Source organism: Nostoc sp. UHCC 0302 (genome assembly GCF_038096175.1).
Classification (GTDB): Bacteria; Cyanobacteriota; Cyanobacteriia; order Cyanobacteriales; family Nostocaceae; genus UHCC-0302.
Genome location: NZ_CP151099.1, coordinates 7,355,342 through 7,376,466, shown reverse-complemented (window position 1 = coordinate 7,376,466; position 21,125 = coordinate 7,355,342). Strand labels below are relative to the sequence as shown.

The window sequence follows — 21,125 nt, the reverse complement described above, 5'->3', positions numbered from 1 at the left end:
ATTTAATTCAATTATTCAGACTCAGGAAATGTTTGTACTTTCCCATCTGGAGTTAGAACAACTCGAATTCTGACATTTTGACCGTACCTATTAGCAGAAACGAATGGTTTACCAATGTCAGGGATACCAGCGTCGTTAACGAATTCTCTGGCTGGCTTATTCAGAGGAAGAATTCGTTCAACTTTGCCGTCAATTCCCAGTAACAAACTATATTCTAATGTTTGCCGCAATCCAGTTGGTGGTTGCCAGCGCTTTTTAATGTATTCTCTAGCTTCTGCTATTTGAGGTGTATCAAATAATGTGCCATTAGTACTGACCTCTGGTGGCGAGGGCGGTTTGCTTCCATTGCCTAATCTATCGATAAATGGATTATTTTCAGCTGTTCTAGAAGGGCTATTCAATGAGAGTTTATCTCCAACGGGAGGAACTGAATTCTCAATAGAATCATTAGTTTGTTGCCTAGATGCTAGATTCTGCCTCTGGGCCAGAGCAATTCCTGTTTGGGGATTTAAAGCTGAGGGGTTCTGCCCTACATTTGGTTGAGTAGCAACTTGCTGCCCTGGGATTTGATTAGGTGCTGTAGCTGGATTGGTGGGAAGAGTGGGAGTTGTCGACCTTGGTATAGTTAATGCATCTTTTGTAAATAATGGTGGTGCTTTAGAGAGATTAGAATTGGGGGCTGTTTGGGAAGTGGTGGTCAAACTGGAACTAGAAGATATTTGAGACTTACCAGAGAGACTCGAATTGGTCGATGTTTGAGAAGCCGTTGGCAAACTAGAATTTGGAAGTATTTGAGAATTGTTGGAGAAAGTGGAATTAGGTAATGTCTGGGGTCTTGAGGGCAAAGCGGAAGTAGGAAGTGGAGGGGTAGAACCTAAAGTTGGCAGTGATGATTGTAAATCTGTTGGAGGTGGGGGAGTCAGTCCGGTTTGAGGTGTGGGAAAGTCTAGCGAAGGTGAAGAGTTTAGAGCAATTTCTGCCTCTTGGGGAGCTGCTGTTTTGGCCGTCTGCTGTTGCTTTTGTCTGATGCTATTAGCATATTGCCAAGTGACTGGTGTTAAACCTAGAGCTAATGCTACCACTGCGGCAACTGGGGCCCAAGTAGGTAGTCTCGGACTTGAACTGCTGGTATTGAGAGTTGGTAACGCCATGATATCAGCCGAGTATTCATCTAAGGCGCTTGCTAAATCGAATAGTTGCAGCAGAGTGAGTTGGATTACAGAACCAGAAGTCTGATTGGCAAGAGAACCGAGAAATAAATTATGAGTTAAATAGCTACTAGGTTCTAAGTAGATGTTTGCCCTTGGTATCTCAGAATTCAGGGCTTTTAATGTTTTGGTAGACAGCGAAGATTGTTGTAAATCTTTGGTTTCTGGGTCATCCAGCGCTTCGGTTGACTCTAAGGGGCCGGAGAATGTTACCCAAAAGCTTTCTGGCGATTGCTGTAAAAATTCTTGTACGTAGATTGTGACCGCATCACATAAAGCTTCAAGTTGGTCGCGATCGCCTCGAATAAGAACTCTACGTTCTTCTGGTAGTCGCGGATCGTCGAACCGAAGTTCAAAATTGAGCTGTTTTAGAACAGTTCTTCCCGTCCAACGAGACAAAGGCGAACTTTGCGCCAAGACTTCTAGGGTGCAAGTGGGAGGTGTGTAGCGACGAATAACAGAATTTGATATAGGCATGGCAGAAACTACGAGGTCTATTATTTGGGATTTTGGGGAAAGTTGAGCCAGTCGTTTGCTTAGAGAAGTTCCGTGACAGGCTTATATCCATCAGGTATGCTAACTAGCGTTGATTTTCCGACCTAGCAAACTTTCCAAAAGGGATTTTGATGGGGCGGTGAGTCTAGGGAAGTTCGCGGAGGTTTCCGTTAGCCCAGCGTGTAAGGCAGCGCTTAGGAGATAGGCGGGTTTCCCAACGTCAGGAATTGCCGTAAAGCCCTGCGGGGATAGCTGCACTTACCCGTAAGGGTCTTAAAGGTTTCCTTGATCAGCAACTGCACCAAGCCGAAGGGATAAAAATCTCAAATCTAAAATTTTGTAGAACGGTCTATAAGTGCTAGCCAGAGACGGCGATGTCCACCAGAGGCACTGTAAAAAAGTAAATCTACAAGCAGTTTCAGTGCCAATTTGGTAAGTAAATCCGTTGAGATTTGCTCATCCTCTTCCATTCGCTCTTGGTAGGTGTTGCAGAAAGCATCGATGTAATCTCCAAGTAAAGCAGCCTGATGAGGTTCCCGGTTATTTTCCGCCGTTTGTTCTAATAGACCAACAGCACGGCGAATCAGTTCTTGGTGCTGTTTGGCGAGGTAGCAAGTGATCAGAACCAGCGATCGCGCTTCTTCTACATCTAGCTTTTTTCGCCCTCCTTGACCTTTACGTAAAGGATTTGACTGGCGTAGCCGCCATAAGGCTACACGGTCTGGAACCCTTGACTCTAAATTAAGATTAGTTGCCGCCGAAAGCATTGCCTCAGAACCAATGCCAGTTAAAGTTTCTAGCGCCAACAGCACCAAGTCTAATTGGGTTTTGATATTGTCCCATTGGACTGTATTTGGGGCTGGAAGCTTGATTAAATCCTCCCATTGGGAATTAGGAGTGGCTGAGTTGGCGGCCGAGTGCATAACTTTTAGCATAGGTGATCGGGCTGATTGGGGCTATTGCTGTTACCTATTTTGAAACCAGACTGTTAAGCATTAAATTTGGTTTCCTCTAGCTGTTTGCCATAAGCTTCTGCTAGTTAGCTTTTTGTAGATGGTAATCAACAGGTTTCTTTGTCCTACTCTAAATGAAAATTTCTTTTCCACAAAGTAGAAAATTCCTAACCCCACTTCCAGTTAGATAAACTTATGCTACTAGATAAGTACAAAGGTATAAATAAACAAAGTTAAATTATTAATTGCTAATTGCTAATCGCTAATCATAGCCAGCTAATTACTAATTAGCAATTAATAATTACTGGCTATTACCAGTTACATTTATTGCCACTTATTGAATATGAGCGATTGTGACACCATTACCACCGTCTGCTTGTTCTGCTGCTTCATAGTGGCTAACACGAGAATGCTGTTGCAAAAAGGCGTGAACACCTTGCCGCAGCTTACCAGTGCCGTATCCATGAATAATCCAGACTGGGCCTGTAGCTTCTGAGATGCCTTTATCAAGAATATATTCGGCATCAGCTACCCGCTTACCACGTAAATCGATGGTGTTTTTAGATGTACGAATTACTGGGGCGCTTGGCGGTGGTGGAGTAACTGCGGCTGGGGTGGGGGTTGGTTTGGCTTTGACAATTGGTTCTGGTTTTTGTCCATCTAGAGATTCTACGTCTTCCAACTTCACCGTCATTTTCATAATCCCAAAGCGGACGCTTAATTCCCCATCATCATCGGGGGCAGTTAATACATCTGCTGTTTGCCCCAGCTTGGGAATGCGGACGCGATCGCCTACTTTGGGCATAAACCCAACTTTTGGTTTTGCTGGTGCTGCTGGCTGATATTGCCCAGCAATTTTATTTAAAGTATTGGTTGCTTGTTGGGCATCTTGAGCTGTGGGCGTACCTTTCTGCAAGCGGCGAATCACTTGGGCGATTTCACCTTTGGCTTGGGCGATCGCTTGCTGTACTGCGACTTCTTGTGAAGCCCGTAAATCTTTTTCTCTTTCCTCTAAAGCTGCGGCTTTTGCGGAAACTTCTTTGTATAAACGCTCAGCTTGCTGCAACAAATTTTGGGCTTCAGCGGCTTTGGTTTCTTGACGGCGACGTTGTGCTTCTAACCCAGCAATTACCTGGTTGACTTCATCTGTTGCTTCTCCTACCTGGCTTTTTGCCTGTTCCACTACTTCTGGTTTCAATCCCAAGCGGAGGGCAATTGTCAAGGCGTTGGAACGTCCGGGTATTCCCCACAGCAGACGATAAGTTGGTGAAAGAGTACTTTCATCAAATTCTACAGAGGCATTTTCAAAGCGCTCATCTTCATACTTGAGTGCTTTTAGTTCACCAAAGTGAGTGGTGGCGATAGTTAGCTGGGCATGAGTGGCTAAATATTGTAGTAAAGCGATCGCTAAGGCACTACCTTCAACTGGATCAGTTCCTGCACCGACTTCATCGAGTAAGACTAGGGATTGGGGATTAGGTATTGGGGATTGGGTATTGGGTATTTCCTTTTCCCCAGTCCCCAGCCCCCAGTCACCAGTCCCCAAGGCATTTAAAATCCGACTGATGCGGCGGATATGACCAGAGAATGTGGATAAACTTTGCTGTAGGGATTGTTCGTCACCAATATCTGCCAGCACTTTGTCAAACCAAGGTATTTCTACTGGTTCGCGGGCGGGAATAAATAAACCTACTTTGGCCATCAATGCTGCCAATCCCAGAGTTTTTAAGGTGACAGTTTTACCCCCAGTATTAGGCCCAGTAATTGTTACTACTCGAATGTGTGGACTAATTAATAAATCTACTGGAATTACTGCTTGACCTTGTTCGTGCTGTTGTTGCCAGACTAAAAGGGGATGACGTAACTGCCGTAAGGTAATAATTTCCTTTTCTTGTCGCTCAATAAACCGTGGAGGATTAGCTTTTAGCCAAAGACTATATCTGGCTCTGGCGGTTGCTAAATCTAAAGTGGTAGCAATTGCTAATAATCTTTCCAAATCGGGTTTGACTGCGGCTACTTGCTCGGTTAAGATGCGGCGAATCGCTTCTTCTTCTACTTGCTCTCTTCTCAAAGCTTGCCGCAGTTGATTGCCCATTGGAACGATCGCATTCGGTTCCACATACAAGGTGGCTCCGCTGGTGGAGGTATCATGCACAATACCGGGAATCGCGTCTTTCTGGGGCGCTTTCACGGGTATGACAAAGCGATCACCTCGTTGTGTAATCAATTGTTCTTGAACTGCCCCAGATTTTGCTTGTAAAATATTTTGGAGCTTTTGAGTAATTTGCGAACGTAATCGCCGCAAATCTGTGCGGATTTCGCCCAGTTTTTGGCTGGCGCGGTCAGTTACTTGGGCGCGTTCATCTATACAACGGTGAATTTCCTGTTCTAGTTCTGGATAAGTCCGCAAATCTGCGACTAACTCTGTTAATAACGGCACATCTTCTTGGTTATCAATTACACGCCGTAAATTTCTCGCCCCAGCTAGGGTAGTGGCGATCGCTAACAGTTCATCCCCTGCTAAAATTCCGCTAAGTTCTGCCCGTTCTATGGAATCGCCAATATCTTGAATTCCTTCAAAAGATAATCCACTAGCAAGACGACTTTCCAGTTGATAGACTTCTTTGGTTTGCTCTAACAACTGTTGGCTTTCTGGTTGAGACTCAGGTATTTTCAGATAACGCGCGGCTGTCGCCCCTAACTTAGTTGCCGCAAATGTGGAAAGATGCTGGCAGAGGCGCTGCCATTCTAGTAAGTCTAAGGTTTCAGATTGGATCAAGGCTTCAATATCTAATCTGAAATTATGGTAACAATTCTAGCGGTGCTGTGAAACTTATTTAGGAACTTGCAGCGGCTATTTCTTGGACTAAAACGTAAGGTTGGACGATGAGGGTATTAAATCGCTTAGTGCGATCGCTATTCCACTCGCCCAATTGTACTGGTGTCGGCTTGGTAATCAATTGCTCATCAATCCACACTTGTACTGAAGGAATGTTATCACTAGCGATCGCCACCCCAACATCCAGCAAGTCTAGATTATCTGCTACTAAGATTACTGCATCTCGCTGCACGTGAGGAATTAGCCACTCCCACTCTGCCTGGTCTAGGATTTGTGTTAATTCTGCTCTTAAATCCGACATGATTCCGCGATGTTTACTTGTAGATGACTCCTTTTTTATTATTGACTAATTTAGTGCAAACGCTACAATTTAACGTTTCTAGACCTCCGATTTCATCTCATCAATTTCAAATAAAGATACGATTACTCCAGCAATTGGAATAGATATAAAAACACCTAGTAATCCAGCTACTCTAGCCCCTACTAGTAAAGCAAAAAATACTACTACAGGATTCAGATTGAGCGCACCTTGCATAATCCGCGGTGCAATCAAGTTGTCTTGTATCTGTTGGAGGACTATGCAAGCTATCAATACTTTGAAAGCTAACCAAACACCTTGAGATAAGACAACTAAAGTAACTGTACTTACGCCTAATGTTGCTCCTATTCCAGGAATGATATCAAGAATGCCAACTATTATTGATAATATTAAAGCAAAAGGTACTTTTAAAACTAAGAAAACTAGGAATGTTGAAGTGGTGAGAAATAGACTTAATAATAATTGTCCTCTAAAAAAACCTAAAAAGGCTCGTCTAATAACTTTTGTAAATCTATAGCGGCGTTGCTCTGGAACTATTTTTAAGATAAAATTCCAAAGTTTGTCTCCATCTAACAACATAAAAAAAGCTACAACTGCAATCAATATAAAAGTTACAAAGTTGGTCATAAAACCTTGTAAAATTGCCAAGCTAGTCACAAGGCTTGATATAGCTTGATTGCGTAACTGTTCTTGGATTGTACTTAAATCTATCCGCAGGTTACGGCTTTGTAAAAATGATTCTAGTTTCTCTAATAGAGGTAATAAAGAATTTAAAAAGCCAGTTATACTGTCAATTAATTGTTGTCCTTGAGATAAAACTGTTAAGCCAACAGTAATTGCCAGACCTCCAATAATCACAATACTAAACAAAAAAACCACAGCAACCGCTATACCGTGGGGCAAAAAGTAGCGCAGCCATTTTACAGGGTAGCTAAGTAAAAAAGCCAAAATTGCGGCAAATGTAAAAATAACAATAACCGCTTCGAAGTAAGCTAAAAGTTGCACGATTGCCCAACCAGAAGCAACTAAAAGCAAAAAACGGATTAACGCCAGATTATTCAATCGTTCCCAAAAGTTTTTGGCTTCAAAGCCGCTCATAATTAATTCGTAATTAAGACCTAGAGAAAAGCTACTTAGGTAGAGTGGGCGATTTGCCTAATCTACAAAGATGGATAATTGATTTTTCGTAATACCAATTCTCTATGAGCCTGCATAAAATAGAGATTGATGAAAAAGAGCTTCAAGAATGAAATCATAACTTGTAAGAGTTGATACTAACTCAGAAGATAATTGAGCTAATTCATCTTGAACCCGTTGACGCAACTGGTCTAAATTTGAGAAGTTCTCGCCTTTGAACTGGCGTTTAATAAACTGCCATAATCTCTCTATAGGATTAAGTTGAGGACTATGAGATGGTTGAAAAATTGGGATAATATTTTCAGGCCAAGTGAGTGCTAAGGCTTGATGTGCTGAGGCTCTATCCATTTGTATTAAGGCCATATCTGAGCCTAATTCAAGAGAAAGGGAATCAAGAAATTTCTGAAAATTTTCACTGTTTAAATGAGAATATTCTTGGCAAAAATGCCATCCTGATATGGGTTCAACTACTCCATAAAGCCAATATGCTTTTCTTGGCCACTGCACCTTAACTATGGGCTTGACTTGCGCGTGCCGTAATTACTCGCCCAGTTTCGGTTTTCAAACCTAATCTGGTCTCATCCTGGCACAAATAACGTAATCGTTTTCCGCCACCCAATAGGTTTTGTAAAGCTACCAAGGCTAAGGGAATGTTTTTTTAAAAAGGCTTATAGCTTGCTCATCAATAGACGAGCTTATGGGTCGAGGTACTTTTAGTTTTGCCCCTAGTTTATAGCGTACTAAACTATAAACTGTTTTGTACTTTACTTGCACATTCCATTTTTGCTCTATCCATTCGACAATTTGCCCATAACTACTAAATCCCTCCAGGGATTCTAACTTTGACACTAACTCCGAAAGCATTTCTCCTTGAATTACAGGAGTTGCTCCTGGTGCAGTTTTTACTTCTAGAAGCTTGGATAATCCCCCTTGCCGATACCTTTGCAACCACCGTGTTACTGTTGACCCATCTCTGCCCAATCTTCGGCTCAATTCTTGATGCTGTGTCACTTGTTCTGTTTTTATCCACCACAGCATCTGTAAACGCTCTTTTTCAAATGCTGTGCGCGTATTTTTCAAGCTTTTTGACAAATACTCAGCACTTTCTTGAACTTCTAGATTGAAAGGGCGTGCCATCGGTTCCTCATGAGTCTCTATCTTCCATATTCTTTATTCTACATTTATATGCACGCTCATTTAGACTTGGTATAAGTCTCTTGTTGATTGCTAAAGTGGGTTGACTTTAAATTTACAGAAATGAAGTAGCGATCGCCACTTCCCTAAAGTATATTTCTTTGCTTGCTAACTCATCGCCCTAAATTATGCATCTCATTGATCACTGTGGCGCACTTTTGTGTTAGCATCTCCAATTCTTCTTTATTGGTGGAACTAGGTGTATCAATTAAGTTGCCAATTCTGATAGTTATGGGAACTGCACGAGGTATTGCCGAACCTTTTTCTAAAATCTTTTCTGTACCCCAGACACTCACGGGCAATATTGGTGCTTTTCCCTTCGCCGCCAGAAGTACTGCGCCTCTTTTGGGGTCTGTAATTCTACCATCTGGAGTGCGAGTACCTTGCAAAAATACACCAACTGCCCAACCTTTGTTGAGATATTCTAGAGCAGCACGGATGGCATTGCGATCAGCACTTCCTCGACTTACTGGATAAGCACCATATAATTTAATCGCCTGGGCCAAAATGGGGATATCAAATAACTCTTCCTTAGCCATGTACGCTACTGGACGGCGTACACAATTGGAGACAATAGGTGGATCAAAGTAACTAGCATGATTGCTAATTACCACTAGTGGCCCCGATTTGGGAACATTTTCCACACCATAAATCTGTCCCCGAAAGTAGGCATGAAGCATGGGACTGACAATTGACCATTTAAAGGCGTGGTAAAGTGCCAGACTGATAAATGGTTCGCGATTTCTATCCACAAAAGATAATTTAAATCAGACTGAATTTAGCATACGCGATCGCAATACCCAAAGCGCAAAAAAGCAATAGCAACATTATGTTTTGCGCCTCCAAATGTGAATAGCCTAAACTAACTGGAAAGACTAACATACAGAAATCGTTAGGATTTAGCAGTATGGTTAGCACTATAGTTAGTATTCCTGGATACCGTCTCGACAAGGAAATTTACAATGGTTCTAGAACCCTAGTTTATCGAGGCTATCGCGAAACTGACTCATTACCTGTAGTAATTAAACTACTGAAAAATCCTTATCCAGGTTTTGGTGAACTCTTATGTTTCGCAATCAGTACATGATTGCGAAAAATCTCAACTCACCCTTGATTATCCAAACCTATAGCCTGGAAGCATATCAAAATCGCTATGCCTTTGTGATGGAAGATTTTGGGGGAATTTCTCTCAAAGATTATTTTGTTTCTGTAGAAACTCGCTTTGGCGCGTTTCTACAGGAGTTTTTACAAATTGCGATCGCTCTATGTAACACCTTAGATATACTCTATCGCGATCGTATTATTCATAAAGATATTAAACCCAGCAATATTTTAATTAATCCTAAAACTAAACAAGTTAAATTAATTGACTTTAGTATTGCATCTCTACTTCCACGAGAAACACAAACACTTGTCAATCCCAATGTACTAGAAGGGACACTTGCTTATATTTCTCCAGAACAAACAGGCAGAATGAATCGAGGGATTGACTACCGGACTGATTTTTATTCTTTAGGTGTAACATTCTACGAATTACTTACAGGAGAATTACCTTTTCAGTCAAATGATCCGATGGAGTTGGTACATTCTCATATTGCCAAACAACCGGAAAAATTGGAAGGCAAAAGGCAAGAAATAATTCCTCAATTCCTCTGCGATATTGTGATGAAATTGATGGCAGAAAATGCTGAAGACCACTATCAAAGTGCATTGGGTCTGAAATTTGATTTAGAAACTTGTTTAAATCAGCTACAAGAAACTGGTAAAATTGAAGACTTTGGAATTGCACAGAAGGATGTGTGCGATCGCTTTCTTATCCCCGATAAACTCTATGGACGAGAAGCTGAAGTAGAAAGCCTACTCCAAGCATTTGAAAGAGTTAGCCTTGGAGCAACAGAAATGATGCTAGTAGCTGGTTTTTCTGGTATTGGTAAAACTGCGGTTGTCAACGAAGTACATAAACCGATTGTGCGACAACGCGGTTATTTTGTAATTTAGTTGCTGGGGTAGCCCATGAAATGAATAATCCTTTAGGTTTTATTGCTGCTAGTCTCAAACAAGCTAAACCTACTGTTGCAGATATTGTTGAACACGTGAAATTATATCAAGAAAGTTTATCAAATCCGGGTAATGAAATCAAAGACCATGCTGAAGAGATTGACTTGAATTATAGCTTAGAAGACTAGGTTTAGGACTGGCGATCGCTCGTCAAATCGTTGAAGAAACCCACAGCGGCAAATTGAGTTTTAACTCTGTTCTTGGCCAAGGTACAGAATTTCTCATTGAAATGAGAACTTAGAGAATCTTTTCAGGTAGAACGTTTCATCATAATACAAATTATTTATGTAGAAACGTTGCACTGCAACGTCTCTAAAAAGGTTATTAACCGTGCAAATTATCTTATCAGAATTTACTGTTACTAGAAAAATCAAATAGGCAATTCAGCAGCCCTACGGACATTTTTTAAAATCAAATCAGGGCTAGTACGTTTAATTAAACCAGTTAGGACATTACCGGGGCCAATTTCTACTACTTGCTCAATGTCATTAGCTGGTAATTGCAAAGAAATTTCTCGCCACCGTACCGAACCAGTCATTTGTTTGTTTAGACGCTGCTTTAAAATTTCACCATCAATAGAGGGAAATGGTTCTACGTTAGACAATACTGGTATAATAGCTGGCTGAAATTCTACAAATTCGAGAATATCTTGAAACTCCGCAGCCGCAGGAGCCATTAAGGGAGAGTGAAATGCTCCAGACGTTCTTAAAGGGATAGCACGCTTGGCCTTAACTTCAGACATCACTGCTCTTACAGATTCAGGAGATCCAGAAATGACAACCTGAGCCGGACTGTTATCATTTGCCAACACTACGTTAGGAGTTTGAGCAATTACTTTTTCTAACTGGTCGCGGTCAAAGTTGATCAAAGCCGCCATCATTCCACCTGCGGCGCTTTCCATAAGTTCAGCACGACGCTTTACTAGATGTAACCCAATGGCCCATTCAAAGACGCCAGCCACGTACAGGGCTACATATTCTCCCAAACTGTGACCAGCAACTAAATCCGGTTTATGTCCCCGTTCGCGCATGAGATCGGCGAAAATACTTTCTACCACATAGAGACTTGGCTGAGTGTAGACAGTTTGTGATAGCTTTTTTTCGTCCTTCTGACAGATTTCTATTACAGACCAGCCTAAAATTGCCTCGGCTTGGTCAAATTTCTCCTTAGCGGAGGGTATATCTAATAAATCCATTCCCATTCCCAAATCTTGGGAACCTTGTCCGGGAAACACCCATGCAGTTTTAGTCATTGGTCAGTGGTCATTGGTCATTGGGCATTGGTCATTGGGCATTGGTCATTGGTCATTGGGCATTGGTCATTAATAATTGGTCGTTTGGTTATTCACAAAGGACAAATGACAAATGACAAAGCACAAATAACAAATGACAAAATACTATTTTCCCCATTGAAAAATTGCCGCACCCCAGGTAAGACCGGCTCCAAAGCCGGATGCAGCAATGATGTCATTGGGTTTTATTTTTCCTTGTCGCACTGCTTCATCTAGAGCTAGGGGGATGGAAGCGGCAGAGGTGTTGCCATACTGGGCAAGATTACTTATAACTTTATGTTCTGCAATATTTAGGCGTTGGGCAACAGCATCGATAATTCGTTGATTGGCTTGATGTAATACTAGCCAATCTATTTCGTCAACACTGAGGTTAGCTGCAAATAAGGCTTTGTCGATAATTTCTGGTACTCGTTGAACAGCAAAGCGGTAGACTTCTTTGCCATTCATTTCAATCGGCTGGTAACTGCCTTTAGTAACTTTTATACCTGGTATCAATTCTTTGGAGGAACCTGCATAGGGAAGATTGAGGTGATGATTTTGCCTACCGTCACTTTTGAGCGCAAATCCTAATAAGCGATCGCTCACAGCAGCCTGTAATACTACTGCCCCTGCACCATCACCGAACAATACACAAGTGCGCCTATCTTGCCAATCTACCCAACGAGAGAGGATATCCGCTCCTATCAACAGTACATTTTGATATACTCCTGTTTTGATGTATTGAGCAGCTGTTACTAGCCCAAAAACGAAACCAGAGCAGGCTGCTGTCAAATCAAAGGCTACTGCTTGGGTAGCTCCCAATTGAGCTTGTACTTGGCAAGCACTGCCAAACAAATCGTCAGGGGTAGATGTGGCTAGCACAATTAAATCCAAGTCAGCTGCTGTAATTCCTGCGGCGGCGATCGCTTGATGGGCAGCCGCAGTAGCTAATGAACTCAATGACTCGTCTGGAAGCGCTAATCGCCGTTGACGAATTCCAGTTCTTGTGGCAATCCACTCGTCTGAGGTTTCAACAAGTTCAGTTAGCCTCTGGTTCTCAAGGGAAGTTGCTGGTACTGCTGAGCCACTTCCAGTAATTGCTACACCTAAGTTTTGCACTCCTAGTCTCCCAAGCTATCAGCTTTTTGTCATTTGTCATCTGTCATTTGTCCTTTGTCCTTCGTCCTTACTAATGACAAGTGACAAACGACTAATGACCTCTCGCTAACCGCTTTCGCGCTGTAAGATATATTGGGACTGAATTCGTTGCAGCACCTGGTTGTCTACAGCTTCTTTTGCTATACGAATTGCATTAAAAATCGAAGGTGCTTGCGAGCTACCATGACCGATCAAACAGACTCCGGCGACGCCTAACAACAGCGCACCACCGTGTTCTGCGTGATCCATTCGCTGCTTAATGCGCTTCAGGTTTGGTTTGAGGAGTGCTGTGCCAATTTGACCGTGCAATCCTTGAGGTAGTTCTTCCCGCAAAATTTGCAGAATTACTTCTCCAACCGCTTCGGCAAACTTTAACAATACATTTCCCACAAAACCATCACAAACAATTACATCAAAGCGACCGGAAAGCACATCCCGCCCTTCGGCATTACCAATAAAATTAATTTGGGAATTTTCTCGGAGCATTTGGTGAGCGCGGACGGCTGCGTCATTGCCCTTTGAGTCTTCTTCTCCGATATTCAACAAACCCACCTTGGGTTCAGCTGTACCTAAAACATACTGGCTATAAGCTGACCCTAATACAGCAAACTGATCTAAAAATTTCGGACGACAGTCTACATTAGCACCGACATCAAGTATCAGCACTGGCTTACCCGCTATGATTGTGGGAAAAACTGCTCCAATTGCTGGACGGTCAATTCCTGGCAATCGTCCTAAGCGGAGCAAAGCTGCTGCCATTGCTGCTCCAGAGTGTCCGGCAGAGAAGACAGCATCTGCTCGCTGTTGCTTGACCAAATCCATCGCCACGTTAATAGAAGCCTTGGGTTTGCGTCTAATGGCGTTTAAAGGCTCCTCGTCCATCGCGATCGCATCCTCAGCAGGAACGATCTCCACCTGCGCCATATTTGTTTTTGGCGGCAAAGCAGCTTCAATTTTGTGAGGATCACCCACCAAAAGTATATCTACACCCAGTTCTTCCCTTGCTCGCATTGCGCCAGCAACGATTTCACCGGGTGCGTGATCCCCTCCCATTGCGTCAATTGCGATCCGTACACGAGTCGATCCCATTGCTCAAAGCTTTTAGAAACCTTACAAATTTTACCAGATGGCTTTGCTCAAAAAGCGCAAATTTCTCGCTACTATATTGATTTCTGTTACTACGACAACAGAAATTTCGCGGCAAGCCCAAGATAGCACAAATTTGGGGATTGGGCATGGGGCATTGGGGTTGCTAACTTCTGTAGAGACGCGATTAATCGCGTCTCTACAGAAGTTAGGAGTTAAGAGTTAAACTCATTAATTATTCTCCCCAGTCCCCAGTACCCAGTTCACGAGTGTCCGAACACCGTAGCCGGTTGCGCCTGGGCCGTTGTAGCCATTTTCTTTATCTGCCCACACTGGGCCAGCAATGTCTAGATGCGCCCAAGCAGTATCTTTGACGAACTGCTTGAGGAAGAGGGCTGCGGTAATAGCACCACCCGGACGCGGCCCTGTGTTCTTCATGTCGGCAATACCAGATTTTAGCCCTTCAAAATATTTTTCTTCCATTGGCATTCGCCAAATCTTTTCTCCTGATGTTTCCGCAGCTTTTTCCAGTTCGGAGGCTACAGCATCATTAGGGGTAAATAAACCAGCAATGTCATCACCTAAAGCTATGACGTTAGCACCAGTTAAGGTGGCTAAATCAACGATCGCATCCACTCCCAATTTGTCTGCATACACCAAAGCATCTGCAAGGGTCAAACGTCCTTCAGCATCAGTATTATTAACTTCGATTGTTTTACCGTTAGATGCTATCAGGACATCTCCTGGGTGCATAGCGTGACCGCTAATCATGTTTTCAGTTGCGGCTGAGATAAAGTGTACTTCAACTTCTGGTTTTAACTGAGCAATTGCTTTTGCTGCACCTAAAGTAGCAGCTGCACCACCCATATCAATTTTCATGGTTTCGATGCCGCTACCAGCACCTTTAATGTTGAGTCCACCAGAATCAAAGGTTAATCCTTTACCAATAATTGCTAGTTTCCGTTTGGGTGTACCTTCTGGTTTGTAAATTAGGTGGATAAATTTAGGTGGCAAGTCAGAAGCTTGGGCAACTCCCAAAAACGCACCCATACCTAACTTTTCACAGTCTTCTCGTTCCAGAATTTCTACTTGTAAACCGTGATCGTTAGCGATCGCTTTTGCCGTGTCTGCCAAAGTAATTGGGGTGACTGCATTTGCTGGTGCTGCTACCAACTGCCGTGCCAAAATTACTCCTGAGACAATTTGATTAGCACGGTTGATAGCTTCTTCTTGCCCACTGAATCCCAGTAAATCTATGGATTCGATTTGTGGCCCTTTATCTTCTGGTTCTGACTTAAAGCGAGTGTCTTGGTAAAGGGCTAGTTGTGTACCTTCTGCGATCGCTTGAGCAGTTGCAGCTGGATCGTTGTTCCACAAAGGAAAACTAAACCCTAAAGTTTTGCTTTTTTGCTTTTTTGCTACCTTGGCTACAGCAGCAGCAGCACGTCGCAAGGTATCTTGTTTTAGCGCTTCAGGTTTGCCCAAACCTACAAAAATCACTTTACGAACTGGACTGCCAGCACTCAGACGCGTGAAGATAGTGCTGCTGGCTTTCGCTGTAAATTCCTCTTCGGCTATCAGTTCTTTTAAAATTCCGCCAAGTTTCTCATTTAAAGTTGCCAGTTCACCAGTCAGTTCTACTGCATCTTCAAATAATCCAATTGCCAAACTGTCGCCTGCCCACTCTAGCAAAGGCTTATCACTAGGTTGAATTGCCATTTTGGGATTTTGTGTAAGTATTCGTTCTTGTACCAGTATTGCTTAAATTTCTTTTTTGATGACGAAGTAAAAACGGAAGGGTAGGGAAATAGAGGAGTGGGGAAGAACAACTAAATCAGGAGTTACGCACTCTCGACGCAAAACCAAGGTTGGAGATTGCTTGTCTGCGACGCCAAGGCGAACGCAATGACGTAATTTCCTCACGGTGCGTCAGTTCTCTTAAATGCGCTAAGGCGAACAAGTCGGGGAACCCATCCAACACAGTGGCTCCCCTATGCCCTATGCTCTATAACTAATGATTCAATTGCAGCTGTGTCAATGTTGAATTTACTGGAGATAGCTGCTATTATCCGATCTTCAACTGGGTTAGTCTGTCTATCTAGTTGGGCAATTTTGTAACACTGAGCCAACAGTGGTATAGCAAAATCACGGTTTAGTTGATTCAGCAGTGTATCTAAAGGTTGGGGTGATTTAATATTTTTAGCAATGGCATCCAAGGATTGAGGACTGAGGTTTAGAGCTTGCAACTCTGGTAAAATCTCTTGCCAAGTCTTCTCTGGATTGCTAGCCAGGATCATGTGAACTAGTATTTGATCCATGACTGCTTCTTGAGCGATCGCTTTTTCTAGATACTTTTCACTCTCTGCTTTTAAATTTGCCAGTGTTTCAGGAGAGTTCAGCGAAGTCGATTCATCTAGTTTAGCTTCATAGAATCGGCAAGCAGCATAGCCTAATGAGTAGATCATGGTTGCGTTTGAACTAGCTGCGATCGCAGCACCAGCAAAAGGCACATTTCGTAATAAGCCTAATCCTGCTGCTTTCAAAAGACGACCCCCACCTAACGCTAAACCAAAAATTCCCAATACTTCACCTTTACGAGCAGGGTCTTTTAAATCTAAGCCATAGGCAGATGCAATCTGATAAACCATTTCTGATTGCAATTCTGTAGTTGCAGCTAAATCAATTGCCAACAAAGCTACTGCTATTCCTGGCAAAATACTAGTTGCTAAACCAATCCCGCCTGCTTTAGTTGCTTTTTCCACCATGATCCGGTGGGCAATCTGACTCGGTGATTCTTCAGGATGCTCTTGCTTTAATTTACTTACCGCAAGTTCTGCTTTTTCCAAATTAACAACATCAGTAGCACCAATCAGCCAATTCAAATTTACCACTCCAGATAGTTTACGAATTAGCCAATTCTCGCTTAGGCGATCTACTACTTTGCCAGTAGTTTGAGTTGTTTGCTCAATTAACTTCTGTGTTTGTTTCGCCGCCGTTGCTCCTACCCCAACTGCTGTATCTACAACTGTTTTGCCAGCTTCAGCTAAAAACTCTAATACAGACGGTTGCTTCTCTACTTCTGAAGTTTGAATGGGTGAATTAACTTTTTCATCCACCTCTATTTGTTGTTGGGGTTTGTCTGCCATTGTTTGACATCATCCTGTAAAGCCTCTCTCTTTAGGTTGTAACGAAAGTGAGAAGAGCTTGGCATCTTACTATCAGCACAAATTAGAGTAAAGCTAAATTATCTTGAGTATTTGTGTAAACCCTGTCTTGTTAAAGCGTCTAATGTTTTACTTAGGTCTGTGTCTCTTACTCGTTGAACAAATTTATTCTTGAACCACTTAGGCACAACGAAAGTTCAATGTGTAAAAAGTTCTGCATTTTTTAAATTCAGTAGTTTAAATTTTCCAGAAATAATTGATATTTCAATATGTTTTAGAGAAAGTTTTATCCGTTCTATCCTCTCACCTCTACTTCCTTAGCCATATCTGCTTTACTTTCTAAAAAGTTGTTAGCTTGAAGAATTTTATACAGATAAATATCTTTCTCCAGCAAGCAGGCGTGTCCACTTTGGGGCAGTATTACCACCTTGGCATTGGGTAAGATATTGGCTAAACGCCTGACTTCAGTTACAGAAGGCAAAAGGCAATCGCTAGCGCCAGCAATGAGTAATAGTGGTTGAGTTAAACGACGTAACTGCTCTTCATCAACACGAAACTGCCTGAGTAAAGACAATCGCCAGCGAACGGTTTCTGAAGGTACATAACGCATAGTTTTCAACAGTTCATGGCGATCGCTTCTACTAATGCGTTGTAAAGATGCCAGAAACGGCAACAATCCCAATGCGCCTACATCATAAAGGCTTTCTGGCACTAATGAAGTAAGTTGAGATGCCAAATCTAACCAAGGGCGAAGATGAAAGGCAGAAGCTGGGTTTATCAGGATGATGCGTTTAAATAGCTGTGGCGCTTGGATCGCCACTTTCATTGCCAAACATCCGCCAAATGACTCACCACACAAATAAACTACCCTCTGGGAGTTTTTTTCTAATTCTGCATAAATCAAGCCCACTACATTCCGGGTTAGCACGTCCCAGTTTGTGAGGTCTTGACGTGGTATTGCTAAGCAGCGGACATCAAAACCAATTTCTAATCCAGCGGTTTGCGATCGCAACAGTTGACCTGTTCCATCCATTCCTGGCAAATATACAAACAGTGGATAGTTTGGTTGTACTCGTTTAGGAGTGAGGAAACAAGGCTTTAGCTCAACTTCTGTGATAGTCATTACTCATTAGTCATTAAATTAAGTAGTCAGTAGCCATTAGTCCATAGTAGAAAATCTTTAGGAATGTTAGCTTTTGACTTAATAGCAACCTTGACGCAGTAAGCCACTAATTTCGCTGTGACAATGTTCTGTTAGTTCAGCCACAACAGTTCTAGCTTGTTTCCCATGATATTGTTTTTGATGTTGGGGCGTAATCCAAAGAGGGCGACCGATTAGTACGGCGACTCGACGATAAACTACTAGGGGATGCCAACCAGGTTGATTAAATAAAGGTTCTGAAGGGTCAAATAAACTCAAAAGCCGTAATGGAAACCCAGAAGTGTTGACTTCCTCTAATGAGGCGATCGCGATCGGTAAAATTGCTAAATCCTGGACATCAGCTCGTAATGCCAAATGGGCAAAACCTCTCTGAAATTCACCCACTGCGTTTGGTTGAGTAAATTTCACCATTGGTTCAGTTCCCTCTGGGAATACTCCTACCATCTGCTTAGATTGCAACAGCACCTGTGACTGTACAAAAAAGCTTTGCTGGCGGTTTTGGGTTCCCTCTAAAGGAAAACACCCTAATTGTCCGGTGACAATCTCCCGCATTATTGGTACTTGTCCCATGTAGTGATGGCAAGCAAAGCGAATTGGACTCGACAGGGCCCCCATTAAAATTAGCGCATCCATGAAACTGCGGTGATTGCTGACTACCAGCACACTTGCATCCTGGGGAATGCGATCCTCATAGTAGCGAAACATTTGCGTTGAGAGCGCCGCCAGGAAAGCGCGAGAAATCTCCAGGGGGCTATTTAGACTCATAGCTAATCAATATATCTCTGGTAAATATCGCAGTTTATCTTCATTTAATTTTTACATTTCTTTACTACCGCCATGACCGTCTTAAGATAGAAATGTCTGATTTTCAAAGCAAATGGAATTTTTAAGCTACAGAGTTATGTGTTTATGGTCACAACAGTATGTAACAAAAAGCATTAAAAAATACTATTAATAGTTAATTTCCGGCTTTTGACCGCTGGCAGTGGAATGTGGTTAAAAGCCTCTAATTCTCCAAAAAAATTGAATTTTAAAGGTAAAACTTTTTGCAAAACATCATTAAGGGTTCAAGCCCCCTATGAATTAAAAATTTGATAGCCTACCCTCTGATCAAAGCTACTCTTCTCCTAGCGAAGACGCTATGTCAACAAAAACTTCTCCGGCGAACGTAGAACAATTGAAAGGTGTATTGATTCCTTTCAACTTCTCATTTTGCCTTCTTTTAGCAGAAATTAGCAAGATTTGTACATCTCACAAAACAATTTTTGACTTGAGAAATTTGCTAATATTAAGATGATATTTGAAAAAAAGGTAGTAATGTTATATAATTGCGTGGTTTTTAAGATAAAAGTAAGATATAAAACCTTTTAATAAGTTGTTTTTTATTCTGTATGGATCTAGTGGATAAAACAGAAAAGACATTTGCGCTGACAACACCGTTATATTATGTAAACGATGTCCCTCATATAGGCAGTGCTTATACAACAATGGCAGCCGATGTAGTAGCACGGTTTAAAAGACTACTAGGACATCAAGTATTACTTATTACTGGTACAGATGAACATGGCCAAAAAATTCAGCGTTCGGCAGAGAATTTAGGAAAAAAACCACAAGAATTTTGTGATGAAGTTGTGCCTAGCTTCGTTAGTTTGTGGCAATTGCTGAACATTCAATACGATCGCTTTAGTCGGACTACAGCAACTCGTCATGAAGCGATCGTTAAAGAATTTTTTGGGCGAGTGTGGGAAGTTGGTGACATCTATCAAGGACAACAGAAAGGCTGGTACTGCGTATCCTGTGAAGAATTTAAAGAAGAACGGGAACTTCTAGAAGGACAGCGTTGCCCAATTCATACTAATAAGGAAGTCGAGTGGCGAGACGAGCAAAACTACTTCTTTCGCTTATCAAAATATCAAACAAAACTGGAAGCTCTTTATGAGTCTCAACCGGATTTTATTCAGCCAGAGAGTCGACGAAATGAAGTCATTAGCTTTGTAAGTCAGGGATTACAAGACTTTTCTATTTCGCGAGTAAATCTAGACTGGGGTTTTCCAGTACCAGTTGATCCGAAGCACACCCTTTATGTTTGGTTTGATGCATTACTAGGTTATGTAACTGCATTATTAGAACCAGATGACGAACCAACATTAGAAAATGCTTTAACTAAATGGTGGCCAATCAACTTGCATCTAATTGGTAAAGATATCCTCCGCTTCCATGCAGTTTACTGGCCAGCAATGTTGTTATCAGCGGGCTTACCCTTGCCAGAAAGAGTATTTGGACATGGCTTTTTGACCAAAGATGGTCAGAAAATGGGGAAAAGCCAGGGTAATACTCTCGACCCTGTGGCGCTAGTTGAGCGCTATGGTAGCGACGCCGTTCGTTATTACTTCCTTAAGGAAATCGAATTTGGCAAAGATGGAGATTTTAATGAAATTAGATTCATTAATGTTCTGAATGCAGATTTAGCAGATAAATTAGGCAATTTGCTCAATCGCACCTTGAGCATGGTGAAGAAATACTGTGCTGGCAATGTACCACCAATTAACAAGGAAGCAATTCCTGATAAGAATCCTTTGAAAGCAATTGGTTTACCTCTGGGGGAACAGGTAAAACAAGCTTATGAGGCGCTAGCTTTCAGTCAAGCCTGCGAGGCTGTCTTTTTACTGGTTCAAGCCAGCAATAAGTTTATTGATGAACAAGCTCCTTGGTCATTATATAAGCAGGGACAGCAACAAGCTGTAGAAGAGGTGCTGTATGCAGTTCTAGAATCAGTTAGATTAGCAGCTTACTTGCTATCCCCAATTATTCCTAACATCAGTAGCGATATTTATCAGCAACTGGGTTTTGGAATAAATTTTAACGATCAATTAGAAAGTTCCATTACCGCTCCTTTTGCCACCCACGCAACATGGGGGATACTATCCAGGAAACAACAGTTGGGTACACCCCAACCAATTTTTAAACGCATAGAACCCCTAACAAACGATTAAACCTTATCAATCTCTAATTTTGCTCGATCTCTAATTCTCTCTAAAAACATATCGGGGCTGAGCTTAATTAGCCCCGGAAACTTATCATA

At 42.2% G+C, this 21,125-nt stretch carries 19 protein-coding genes and 1 pseudogene; 5 read left to right on the top strand and 15 right to left on the bottom strand.

The window, feature by feature from the left end; translation table 11 throughout:
- Positions 1-11 precede the first annotated feature (11 nt).
- The 8 genes from WKK05_RS31890 to WKK05_RS31855 all read right to left on the bottom strand — a co-directional run bounded on the left by WKK05_RS31890 (position 12) and on the right by WKK05_RS31855 (position 8,897).
- A complete protein-coding gene (locus WKK05_RS31890; protein WP_341526996.1) occupies positions 12-1,685 on the bottom strand; it encodes a DUF4335 domain-containing protein in 1,674 nt (557 codons plus the stop codon).
- 347 nt (positions 1,686-2,032) lie between these two features.
- Positions 2,033-2,638 carry a DUF3038 domain-containing protein gene (locus WKK05_RS31885; RefSeq protein ID WP_341526995.1) on the bottom strand — a complete coding sequence of 202 codons (606 nt, stop codon included), beginning with the start codon at positions 2,636-2,638 and terminating at the stop codon, positions 2,033-2,035.
- A 352-nt stretch (positions 2,639-2,990) separates the two neighbouring features.
- The gene (locus tag WKK05_RS31880) at positions 2,991-5,435 is read right to left on the bottom strand and encodes an endonuclease MutS2 (protein WP_341526994.1); all 2,445 of its coding nucleotides are present in this window, start codon (positions 5,433-5,435) and stop codon (positions 2,991-2,993) included.
- Between the two features lie 58 nt (positions 5,436-5,493).
- The gene (locus WKK05_RS31875) at positions 5,494-5,796 is read right to left on the bottom strand and encodes a DUF2288 domain-containing protein (RefSeq protein WP_341526993.1); all 303 of its coding nucleotides are present in this window, start codon (positions 5,794-5,796) and stop codon (positions 5,494-5,496) included.
- A gap of 78 nt (positions 5,797-5,874) precedes the next feature.
- Positions 5,875-6,912: an AI-2E family transporter gene (locus WKK05_RS31870; protein ID WP_341526992.1), complete on the bottom strand. Its 1,038-nt coding sequence runs from the start codon at positions 6,910-6,912 to the stop codon at positions 5,875-5,877.
- A gap of 102 nt (positions 6,913-7,014) precedes the next feature.
- Positions 7,015-7,458: a transposase gene (locus WKK05_RS31865; protein ID WP_341526991.1), complete on the bottom strand. Its 444-nt coding sequence runs from the start codon at positions 7,456-7,458 to the stop codon at positions 7,015-7,017.
- 135 nt (positions 7,459-7,593) lie between these two features.
- On the bottom strand, positions 7,594-8,088 hold the full coding sequence (locus tag WKK05_RS31860) for a helix-turn-helix domain-containing protein (RefSeq protein ID WP_341526990.1): 495 nt from the start codon (positions 8,086-8,088) through the stop codon (positions 7,594-7,596).
- A 170-nt stretch (positions 8,089-8,258) separates the two neighbouring features.
- Positions 8,259-8,897: a lysophospholipid acyltransferase family protein gene (locus WKK05_RS31855; RefSeq protein WP_341526989.1), complete on the bottom strand. Its 639-nt coding sequence runs from the start codon at positions 8,895-8,897 to the stop codon at positions 8,259-8,261.
- Between the two features lie 155 nt (positions 8,898-9,052).
- On the opposite strand from WKK05_RS31855, the pseudogene WKK05_RS31850 reads away from it, so the two are divergent.
- From WKK05_RS31850 to WKK05_RS31840, 3 genes and pseudogenes are all read left to right on the top strand, one after another.
- A pseudogene (locus tag WKK05_RS31850) lies at positions 9,053-10,134 on the top strand (protein kinase); the annotation flags it as partial.
- A 29-nt stretch (positions 10,135-10,163) separates the two neighbouring features.
- A complete protein-coding gene (locus WKK05_RS31845) occupies positions 10,164-10,331 on the top strand; it encodes a hypothetical protein (protein WP_341526988.1) in 168 nt (55 codons plus the stop codon).
- A gap of 8 nt (positions 10,332-10,339) precedes the next feature.
- Positions 10,340-10,444: an ATP-binding protein gene (locus WKK05_RS31840; protein ID WP_341531246.1), complete on the top strand. Its 105-nt coding sequence runs from the start codon at positions 10,340-10,342 to the stop codon at positions 10,442-10,444.
- Between the two features lie 129 nt (positions 10,445-10,573).
- On the opposite strand, the gene fabD is transcribed toward WKK05_RS31840, so the two are convergent.
- From fabD to plsX, 3 genes are all read right to left on the bottom strand, one after another.
- Entirely contained in the window at positions 10,574-11,455 is an 882-nt protein-coding gene (fabD, locus tag WKK05_RS31835) for an ACP S-malonyltransferase (protein ID WP_341526987.1), read from the bottom strand.
- A 144-nt stretch (positions 11,456-11,599) separates the two neighbouring features.
- Positions 11,600-12,592: a beta-ketoacyl-ACP synthase III gene (locus WKK05_RS31830; RefSeq protein WP_341526986.1), complete on the bottom strand. Its 993-nt coding sequence runs from the start codon at positions 12,590-12,592 to the stop codon at positions 11,600-11,602.
- A gap of 105 nt (positions 12,593-12,697) precedes the next feature.
- Positions 12,698-13,720: a phosphate acyltransferase PlsX gene (gene plsX, locus WKK05_RS31825; protein WP_341526985.1), complete on the bottom strand. Its 1,023-nt coding sequence runs from the start codon at positions 13,718-13,720 to the stop codon at positions 12,698-12,700.
- A gap of 37 nt (positions 13,721-13,757) precedes the next feature.
- Between plsX and WKK05_RS31820 the strand changes: the two genes are divergently transcribed.
- Positions 13,758-13,943 carry a hypothetical protein gene (locus WKK05_RS31820; RefSeq protein WP_341526984.1) on the top strand — a complete coding sequence of 62 codons (186 nt, stop codon included), beginning with the start codon at positions 13,758-13,760 and terminating at the stop codon, positions 13,941-13,943.
- Between the two features lie 5 nt (positions 13,944-13,948).
- Here WKK05_RS31820 and WKK05_RS31815 read toward each other — a convergent pair whose 3' ends face one another.
- The 4 genes from WKK05_RS31815 to WKK05_RS31800 all read right to left on the bottom strand — a co-directional run bounded on the left by WKK05_RS31815 (position 13,949) and on the right by WKK05_RS31800 (position 18,808).
- Positions 13,949-15,436 carry a leucyl aminopeptidase gene (locus WKK05_RS31815; RefSeq protein WP_341526983.1) on the bottom strand — a complete coding sequence of 496 codons (1,488 nt, stop codon included), beginning with the start codon at positions 15,434-15,436 and terminating at the stop codon, positions 13,949-13,951.
- A gap of 272 nt (positions 15,437-15,708) precedes the next feature.
- Positions 15,709-16,863, bottom strand: coding sequence for a hypothetical protein (locus WKK05_RS31810; protein WP_341526982.1), 1,155 nt, complete (start codon positions 16,861-16,863; stop codon positions 15,709-15,711).
- A gap of 313 nt (positions 16,864-17,176) precedes the next feature.
- Positions 17,177-17,998 carry an alpha/beta hydrolase gene (locus tag WKK05_RS31805; RefSeq protein ID WP_341531245.1) on the bottom strand — a complete coding sequence of 274 codons (822 nt, stop codon included), beginning with the start codon at positions 17,996-17,998 and terminating at the stop codon, positions 17,177-17,179.
- 84 nt (positions 17,999-18,082) lie between these two features.
- Positions 18,083-18,808 carry a 1-acyl-sn-glycerol-3-phosphate acyltransferase gene (locus WKK05_RS31800; protein ID WP_341526981.1) on the bottom strand — a complete coding sequence of 242 codons (726 nt, stop codon included), beginning with the start codon at positions 18,806-18,808 and terminating at the stop codon, positions 18,083-18,085.
- A 626-nt stretch (positions 18,809-19,434) separates the two neighbouring features.
- Between WKK05_RS31800 and metG the strand changes: the two genes are divergently transcribed.
- A complete protein-coding gene (gene metG / locus WKK05_RS31795; RefSeq protein ID WP_341526980.1) occupies positions 19,435-21,036 on the top strand; it encodes a methionine--tRNA ligase in 1,602 nt (533 codons plus the stop codon).
- The last annotated feature ends 89 nt before the right edge of the window (positions 21,037-21,125 follow it).